Here is a 7,852-nt window from a genome sequence, read left to right on the forward strand (position 1 = left end):
CCTGCCCCGACGGTTCACGCATTGTGTGTGTGGGACTTGATGCCGCCAGCGGGCGACAGCAGAGGGATCAACTCGGCCAGCGACCAGATCTCGCAGGAGCGGGTCTTCCCTTCCTCGTACTTCTTCCCGGGACGGCGGATCAGGCAGGCGGTCATGCCGACTTGCTGCGGGCCCAGGACATCCTCCACTTGACGATCGCCGATGTACAGCGAGCGCTTCAGCGAAACGCCGAGCCGTTTGGCAATCAAACGGAACGGCTCGGGATGCGGCTTGCGGTGGGCGATGGTCGAGGTAAAGAGCGCCGCATCGAGATGGGACCAGAGGCCGAAATGCTCCAGTTCCTGACGGTGATCGTGCACACGGAACGGCGTGTTGGACAACAGGCCGACGGTATACCCCATCGCCTTCAGCGCGGCGAGGGTCGGCTTCGCCTCCGGGTAGACGGTCAACTGGCGACGGATTGCGGCGTAGTAGGCATTGATCGCCCCGGAGAGTTCCGCGCCGCGCAGATGGATGCCGAAACCGGCGGCCAGTTCGCGGATCAGCGGGGTGATGTGGTACTCGCGCATCGCGGCGCGGATGCGGGCGCGACGTCGCTCGAGCAACACGACAAACCGCGCCAGCAGGTGGTCGTAGGCGGGCACCCGCTTGCGGTGACGCCCCAGCCAGCGGTGCAGCGAGTGCACCGAGGAGGGATAGAGCGCATCCCAGGGGACATTCTCGAACTCGATCAGCGTGCCGCCCATGTCGAAGATGACGGCGTCAAAACGGCCGCCGCCGGGCGGCGCCAGCGGCGTGGGCGCGGAAGATTTCATCGCAAGGCGCGGCAATGCATCGTCTACAGGGCCAATCGGCAGATGCGCGCAACCAGCTCGGGAAAGGCGATGCCCGCCGCCTGCGCCGCCTTGGGCACCAGCGAATGCGAAGTCATCCCGGGCAGGGTGTTGACTTCGAGGCAGTACATCCGGCCGTCCTCGGTCATACGGAAATCGGCGCGGGCATACCCGCGGCACCCCAGCGCGCGAAAGGCCTCCATCCCCTGCTCCTGGCAGGCGCGGGTCTGCGCCGGCGTGATCGGGGCGGGACAGAGATACTCGCACATCCCGTCGGTGTACTTGCATTCGTAGTCGTAGAGGCCATGCCTGGGGCGAATCTCGACAATCGGCAACGCCTGATTGCCCAGCACGCCGGCGGTCAACTCGCGGCCATCGATGAACTCCTCAACCAGCACCCGGGCATCCCAGCGGAAGGCCTCCTGCAACGCCCCCTCCCACTGGGCGCGCTGTTCGACCAGCGTGAGCCCGACGGTCGAACCCTGCGCGTTGGGCTTGACGATCAGCGGGCTGCCGAGCGTTTCGACCGCTTCGTCGTAATCGAGATCGTCCGGCGTGTCGAGCGTGCGCCAATCCGGGGTCGGGATCCCCTCGGCGATGAAGATGCGTTTGGAAGCGTCTTTATCCATTGCCAACGCCGAGGCAAGCATGCCCGAGCCGGTGTAGCGAATGCCGGCCATGTCGAGCAGGGCCTGCAGACGGCCGTTTTCGCCGTCGCCGCCATGCAGGGCAATGAAGACCACATCGATGTTTTTTAATTCGGACAGGACGAGATCAGACGGCGCGATGGTCGGACGCGCGCCGGTGAGTCCCGCGGGCGGCTGGGTGCCGATCTGGTCTTTCGCCAACTGCGGCGTCCAGGCCAGGACGCGCGGGGACACACCGGGGTCGAGAGCGTAGACATCGGCGCCGGCGCCGGCCAGCGCCGCGGCGACCGCCGCGCCGGACGACAATGAGACATCGCGCTCGGCCGACCGTCCTCCCGCCAACACCAGCACCTTCAAGCCGGCCACCGCCGCAAGTTCGGCGTTCACAGCGCCACCCGTCATCGTTGCCGCATCCATTCCCTGTCCCCTTTTGGTCATTCGGCCCTTTTGCCGCCACGGGCCCGATTCATTCGCCAGACAAAGATCAAGACTCCAATTCCCAGCAAAGTCCAGATCAGCAGGTTATACGTCTGCCAGATCGACCGGAAACGGTCCCAGTTGGCGTGCAGGACAATCGCCGCCACCGCCAGGAGTCCATTCCAGAGCGCAATCGACAGCGCGCCATAGGACATTGTCGTGGCCGGCGGAAAGTCCCCGACGCCCGCGACGATCGGCACCGCCGAGCGCACGCCCGCCAGGAACCGTCCGAAGATGATCACCCAGACCCCCCAGCGTTTGAACCATGCCTCGACCCGATGCAATCGCTCCAGCGAAAACATCCCGGCGTTTCGACGGATAAACAGCGCCCGTCCCTTGATCCGTCCGAACCAGTAGAGCAACGCGAACCCCGCCAACCCGCCGAGGGTGGCGGCGATCAGGCCGCGCCAGACCGAGATCTCGGCCGATTGCAGCGTGATCAGCCCGAGGAACAGCACCGCGTCCCCGGGGAAAGGAGGAAAAATCATTTCGGTCAGGGCGGCAATGAAGAAAATCCCGAAAGTCCACCAAAGTGACTGGACCGCCCAGTAGGAGAGCCAATCGGGGAGCGCCGGTTCCATTCAGCGGTCCGCGGGCGCGATGACCGCCACCGCCTGCGCCGCAATGCCCTCGCCCCGGCCGATGAAGCCCATCTTCTCGTTGGTGGTGGCTTTAATCGAGACCATGCCCGGACCGATGCCGAGATCGGCGGCGATCAGCGCGCGCATCTCCTCGGCGCGCGGCATGATCTTCGGCGCTTCGGCGAGGATGGTGGCATCGACCTGCACCGGACGGTATCCCGCCTTGCGCAGCAGGCCGACGGTCGCGGCCACCAGACGGCGCGAGTCGATGCCGGCGTAGCGCTCGTCGTTGGGCGGAAAGTGTTGGCCGATGTCGCCCAGCGCCGCCGCGCCGAGCAGGGCATCGCAGAGCGCATGCAGCAGGACATCGCCGTCGGAATGGCCGATCAGCCCGCCGGTGTCGGCGAACCGCACGCCGCCCAGCACCAACGGCCCGGGGCCGCCCAGGCGGTGAGTATCGTAGCCCATGCCGACACGCATCGCGGCGGAAGATACGGTCATTCCGGCGATCCGTTCAGCCAAAAACCAGTCCTCGGGCGTGGTGATCTTGATGTTCATCGTGGTCGACGGCACCAGCGCCACCTTGCCGCCGGCGCGTTCGACCAAAAGCGCGTCGTCGGTCGCCTCGACCGCGTCCTTTTCGGCGCGTTCATGGGCGCGCACCAGGATGTCGCGGCGAAACACCTGCGGTGTCTGCGCCAGCCAGAGTCCGGCGCGGTCCACCGTGTGCAGCACGCCATCCTCGGGTCGTTTGAGCGTGTCGGACACCGGCACGGCCAGAATGGCGCCATCCTGTTTGTGGCAATGCGCCACCAGTTCATCCCACTTCGACTGCGGCCAGAAGGGACGGACCGCGTCATGGACAGCGACAATCCCGATTTCGGGCGGCACAACGTTGAGCGCATTGGCCACCGAGGCGCGACGGGTAGCGCCGCCGAGGATGACATCGGACGCGACGGTCCGTCCCTCGTTGAGCTGCGCGGCGGCTTCGACGTGGGCCTCGTCAACGACCACGCCGATCCATGACGGGGTCTGGAACTGCCCCAACTTCACCAGCGAGCCGCGCGCAAACGACAGCCAGGAGCGCTCCACCGGCGAAAGTCCGGCCAGCGGCTTCCATTGCTTGGGCACATCGCCGCCGAAACGCAGTCCGGCGCCGGCGGCGACGATGATCACGCCGATCGGGGCGGATTCGCTGACGGGTTTGATTGCGGCCACAGGTCCTCGGTTGCGCCTACAGGATCAGCATGGCATCGCCATAGGAGTAAAACCGGTACTCCTCGCGCACGGCAATATCATACGCCCGCTTGACCATCGCCAGACCATCCCCGCCCTTCTGCGCGGCGAAGGCGGCCACCAGCGCCAACAGCGACGATTTCGGCAGGTGGAAGTTGGTGATCAGGACATCGACCACGCGGTACTGGTAGCCGGGACGAATGAAGAGATTGGTGCGGCCGACCAACGCCTCGAAGGTCTGGCGGTGGATGCGTTTCTTCGGCATGCTCGCCGCGAGCGGCCGCCGGGGCCACTCGCGGATCACGGCCAGCGTCTCCAGCGCGCGGGTCACCGTGGTGCCCACTGCGACCACCCGTCCCTCGCCCATGTAGCGTTTCCATACGCGCTTCTGGGTCACCGTGCCGATCTGGTAAGGTTCGCTGTCGAGAATGTGGTCTTCGACGCAGTCGCTGGTGATGGGGCGAAAGGTCCCGGCGCCGACATGCAACGTGAGCGTCGCCATATCAATTCCCCGCCTCTTGAGTCGGTCGATCAGAACCGCGTCGAAATGCAGCCCGGCGGTGGGCGCGGCGACCGCGCCGGCCTTGCGGGCAAAGATGGTCTGGTAATCGCGCTTGTCGCGCGGTTCGGCGGGACGGTCGATGTAGGGCGGCAATGGCATCGCGCCGACGGCGTTCACCCACGTGTCGAATTTGCCTTTGCCCTTGAAGACCACGGTGCGGGTGCCATCGGGAAGCGTCTCGGCGATGGCGGCGATATAGACGGCATCGCCAGCGCGCGGGAATTCGACGACGGCGCCCGGACGCAGCTTCGCGCCGGGACGGACCATCGCCCGCCAAGTCCGCGCCCCCTTTTTGTCCAGCAACAGGATCTCGGCCTTCCCCCCGCCGGGGACGCGACGGCCAAGCAGGCGCGCCGGGATGACGGCAGTGTCATTGACAACCAGCAGATCGCGCGGCGCAAGCAACGCCGGCAGCTCCTCGAAGCGATGGTGGGCCACCTCGCCGGTTGTACGGTCCAGCACCAGCAGGCGGCACTGACGGCGCACCCGGCTGGGATGGAGCGCGATCAGGTGCTCAGGCAGATGATAGTCGAGGAGTTCGGTCTTCATGGCCGGGGCCGCGCGCGTTTTCGGACGGCGTCAAGATACGTATTCACCCGGCCGCTGTTGCCCTTTTCAAGCGGCTCAGAGGAGGCGTCCGGAGTCGGCGGGCGATTGGGTGACGCCCAGATGCTGGAAGGCGCGCGGTGTGGCGGAGCGCCCGCGCGGTGTGCGGTCGAGGAATCCCTCCTGAATAAGGTAGGGTTCGTAGATTTCCTCGAGGGTTTCGGCCTCTTCGGCGACGGCGACCGCGAGGGTGTTGAGGCCGACCGGGCCGCCGCGAAACTTATGGATTAATGTCTCCAGGATCTTGAGGTCCATCTCGTCGAGCCCGGCCGCGTCGACATTGAGCGCGGTCAGCGACGTGGCGGCGACCTGGCGGTCGATGGTGCGCACGCCCTGCACTTCGGCGAAGTCGCGCACCCGGCGCAGGAGGCGGTTGGCGATGCGCGGCGTGCCGCGCGACCGCCGCGCGATCTCATGCGCGCCATCCTCGCCGATGGCGACGCCGAGAATCCCGGCGGAGCGGGTCACGATGTGAGTCAGGTCGTCGGCGCTGTAGTAATCGAGACGCCCGACCACGCCGAAGCGCGAGCGCAAAGGCGAGGTGAGCAGCCCGGCGCGGGTGGTGGCGCCGACGAGGGTGAATTTCTTCAGCGGCAATTTGACCGCGCGCGCCGCCGGGCCCTTGTCAATCACGATGTCGAGGGTGAAATCCTCCATCGCCGGGTAGAGATACTCCTCGACGACGGTGTTGAGGCGGTGGATCTCATCGACAAAGAGAACCGAGCGTTCCTCGCAATTGGTCAGCAACCCAGCCAGATCGGCGGCGCGTTCGAGCGCCGGCCCGGAAGTCGATTTGAGCGGCACTTCCAGTTCGTTGGCGATGATGTTGGCCAGCGTGGTCTTTCCCAGCCCGGGCAGGCCATAAAGCAGGACATGATCGAGCGCCTCGCCGCGTTTTTTGGCCGCCGAGATAAAGACGCGCAGGTTGTCCAGCAGTCCCTTCTGCCCGACGAAATCCTCGAAGCGGCGGGGCCGTACCGAGCCCTCCACCGCCAGATCATCGGCCAACGGCGCGGGGGTGGTGAGACGTCCCAGCGGCTCCTTCTCGGCGCGTTTGGGAAAGATGGGGCGTTGGGGACGGTCGGATGGCATGGGATTGTCCGTCAGGCCGGCGAGAGCGCCAGCGCCCGTCGGATCAGTTCCTCGGTGGTGACCGGGGTCTTCTCCATGGCGGCGGCCGCCTTCTTCACCACATCCTGCGCTTCCTGCCGGGAGTAGCCGAGCACCACCAGCGCCGCCATCGCCTCGTGCGCGACGCCATCGATGCCGGCTTCGAGTTTGACCGTCTCGCCGACACCGGCGCCGGCCTTCTCGATTTTGTCCTTCAATTCGACCACGATCCGTTCGGCGGTCTTCTTGCCGACGCCGGAGACCCGCGCCAGCATCGCGACGTCCTCATAGGCAATGGCGCGGCGGATTTCGGCCACGGTCAGCCCGGAGAGCACCGCCAGCGCGACTTTGGGCCCGACGCGCGAGACGCCAAGCAGCAGATCGAAGAGGGCGCGTTCCGATTCGCTGGCAAAACCGAAGAGCAGGTGGGCATCCTCGCGCACCACCAGCCGGGTCAGGACCCGGGTGCGGGCGCCTTCGGCGGGCAGACGGTCAAAGGTCGACAGCGGGATCGCCAGTTCATACCCGACCCCGTTGCACGACACGATGGCGCGTGTCGGCATCCGTTCGACCAGTTCCCCCTCGACAAAGGTGATCATCGTCTATACCTCGATGGCGGCGCGGCTGCGATGCAAATGGCAAAGCGCGATGGCGGCGGCATCGGCGCAATCGGCCGGCTCCGGCGCGCGCACGAGACGGAAGAGTTGCTGGACCATGAATGCCACCTGCTCCTTCGACGCGTGGCCGTTGCCGGTCACCGACTGCTTGACTTGCAGCGCCGTGTAGGAGCGCACCGGGATGCTGTTTAACGCCGCGCCCAGCATCGCCGCGCCGCGCGCCTGGCCCAGGGCCAGCGCCGCTTTGGTGTCGCGCGCCAGAAAGACATCCTCAATGGCGACCTCATCGGGCGTGTGCGCATGGAGGACCTCGCCCACCCGCCGGCAGATGGCCAACAGCCGTCCGGCCATGTCATCGGCCGCGCGGGTGTGGATCGCCCCGAAGGCGACCAAGTGGGGATGCTCGGCATCCCCGGAGACAATGGCCCAGCCGGTGGTTCCCAGGCCGGGATCGATGCCCATGACGATCATCGGCGCGGACTCTCCCCCCAGGGCGGAATGTATGCCTCCCACCCGATCCGCAACATCATAAAAAAACGCCCCCGCCGTTCAGCGGGGGCGTCAAGCCGTGACCGGTCCCAACTCAGGCGGCGCTGAACTGCTCCATTACCGACGCCTCGATGTCGAAGTTGGCGTAGACATGCTGGACATCGTCGTGGTCCTCAAGCGCCTCCATCAATTTCATCATCTGCTGGGCTTCCTTGCCCTCGAGTTTGACCGACGTGGAAGGCACCATGGCGATTTCGGCCGAGGCCATGGGGATCTTGCGCGCTTCAAAGGCGGCCTTGACCGCTTCGAACGACTGCGGCGAGCAGTTGACCGTGTGCACGCCGTCTTCCGATTTGACATCATCGGCGCCGGCCTCGAGGGCGATTTCCATCACCTGGTCCTCCGAGGCGGCGGAGGCATCGATTTCGATGACACCCTGCTTGCTGAAGATCCAGCCGACGCTGCCGGTTTCGCCGAGGTTGCCGCCGTTTTTGGAGAGAATGTGGCGCAGCTCACCGACGGTGCGATTCCGGTTGTCGGTGACCGCCTGCATCAGGATGGCGACTCCGCCCGGGCCGTAGCCCTCGTATTGAATCTCCTCATACGCCTGTCCGGGGAGTTCGCCGGTCCCGCGCTGGATGGCCTTCTTGATATTGTCGGCGGGCAGGTTCTGGCCGCGGGCGGTCAGAAGCGC

At 66.0% G+C, this 7,852-nt stretch carries 9 protein-coding genes; all 9 read right to left on the minus strand.

Features of this window, described 5'->3' with window-relative positions:
- Positions 1 to 14: 14 nt before the first annotated feature.
- The gene (locus tag VNN55_10325) at positions 15 to 815 is read right to left on the minus strand and encodes an HAD family hydrolase (GenBank protein HWO57948.1); all 801 of its coding nucleotides are present in this window, start codon (positions 813 to 815) and stop codon (positions 15 to 17) included.
- A gap of 23 nt (positions 816 to 838) precedes the next feature.
- Positions 839 to 1,867, minus strand: coding sequence for a D-alanine--D-alanine ligase (locus VNN55_10330; protein ID HWO57949.1), 1,029 nt, complete (start codon positions 1,865 to 1,867; stop codon positions 839 to 841).
- Positions 1,868 to 1,914: 47 nt separating this feature from the next.
- Positions 1,915 to 2,538 carry a DedA family protein gene (locus VNN55_10335; protein ID HWO57950.1) on the minus strand — a complete coding sequence of 208 codons (624 nt, stop codon included), beginning with the start codon at positions 2,536 to 2,538 and terminating at the stop codon, positions 1,915 to 1,917.
- A complete protein-coding gene (gene ispD, locus VNN55_10340) occupies positions 2,539 to 3,756 on the minus strand; it encodes a 2-C-methyl-D-erythritol 4-phosphate cytidylyltransferase (GenBank protein HWO57951.1) in 1,218 nt (405 codons plus the stop codon).
- Between the two features lie 16 nt (positions 3,757 to 3,772).
- Positions 3,773 to 4,885, minus strand: a complete 1,113-nt coding sequence (gene queA, locus VNN55_10345) for a tRNA preQ1(34) S-adenosylmethionine ribosyltransferase-isomerase QueA (GenBank protein ID HWO57952.1) — start codon at positions 4,883 to 4,885, stop codon at positions 3,773 to 3,775.
- A gap of 75 nt (positions 4,886 to 4,960) precedes the next feature.
- Positions 4,961 to 6,034: a Holliday junction branch migration DNA helicase RuvB gene (gene ruvB / locus VNN55_10350; protein ID HWO57953.1), complete on the minus strand. Its 1,074-nt coding sequence runs from the start codon at positions 6,032 to 6,034 to the stop codon at positions 4,961 to 4,963.
- A gap of 11 nt (positions 6,035 to 6,045) precedes the next feature.
- Positions 6,046 to 6,651, minus strand: coding sequence for a Holliday junction branch migration protein RuvA (ruvA, locus tag VNN55_10355; GenBank protein HWO57954.1), 606 nt, complete (start codon positions 6,649 to 6,651; stop codon positions 6,046 to 6,048).
- A 3-nt stretch (positions 6,652 to 6,654) separates the two neighbouring features.
- Positions 6,655 to 7,140 (minus strand): crossover junction endodeoxyribonuclease RuvC, encoded by a 486-nt coding sequence (ruvC, locus tag VNN55_10360; protein HWO57955.1) that lies wholly within the window; start codon positions 7,138 to 7,140, stop codon positions 6,655 to 6,657.
- A gap of 112 nt (positions 7,141 to 7,252) precedes the next feature.
- A partial coding sequence (locus VNN55_10365) for a YebC/PmpR family DNA-binding transcriptional regulator (protein ID HWO57956.1) occupies positions 7,253 to 7,852 on the minus strand: 600 nt, incomplete at its 5' end.

It is taken from the genome of bacterium (genome assembly GCA_035559435.1).
Classification (GTDB): Bacteria; Zixibacteria; MSB-5A5; order WJJR01; family WJJR01; genus JACQFV01.

Bases quoted from the DNA above. Each gene is read 5' to 3' on its own strand.
- VNN55_10335 (HWO57950.1), bottom strand. From the start codon at position 2,538: ATGGAACCGGCGCTCCCCGATTGGCTCTCCTACTGGGCGGTCCAGTCA.
- queA (HWO57952.1), bottom strand. From the start codon at position 4,885: ATGAAGACCGAACTCCTCGACTATCATCTGCCTGAGCACCTGATCGCG.
- ruvC (HWO57955.1), bottom strand. From the start codon at position 7,140: ATGATCGTCATGGGCATCGATCCCGGCCTGGGAACCACCGGCTGGGCC.
- ruvA (HWO57954.1), bottom strand. From the start codon at position 6,651: ATGATCACCTTTGTCGAGGGGGAACTGGTCGAACGGATGCCGACACGC.
- ruvB (HWO57953.1), bottom strand. From the start codon at position 6,034: ATGCCATCCGACCGTCCCCAACGCCCCATCTTTCCCAAACGCGCCGAG.
- VNN55_10325 (HWO57948.1), bottom strand. From the start codon at position 815: ATGAAATCTTCCGCGCCCACGCCGCTGGCGCCGCCCGGCGGCGGCCGT.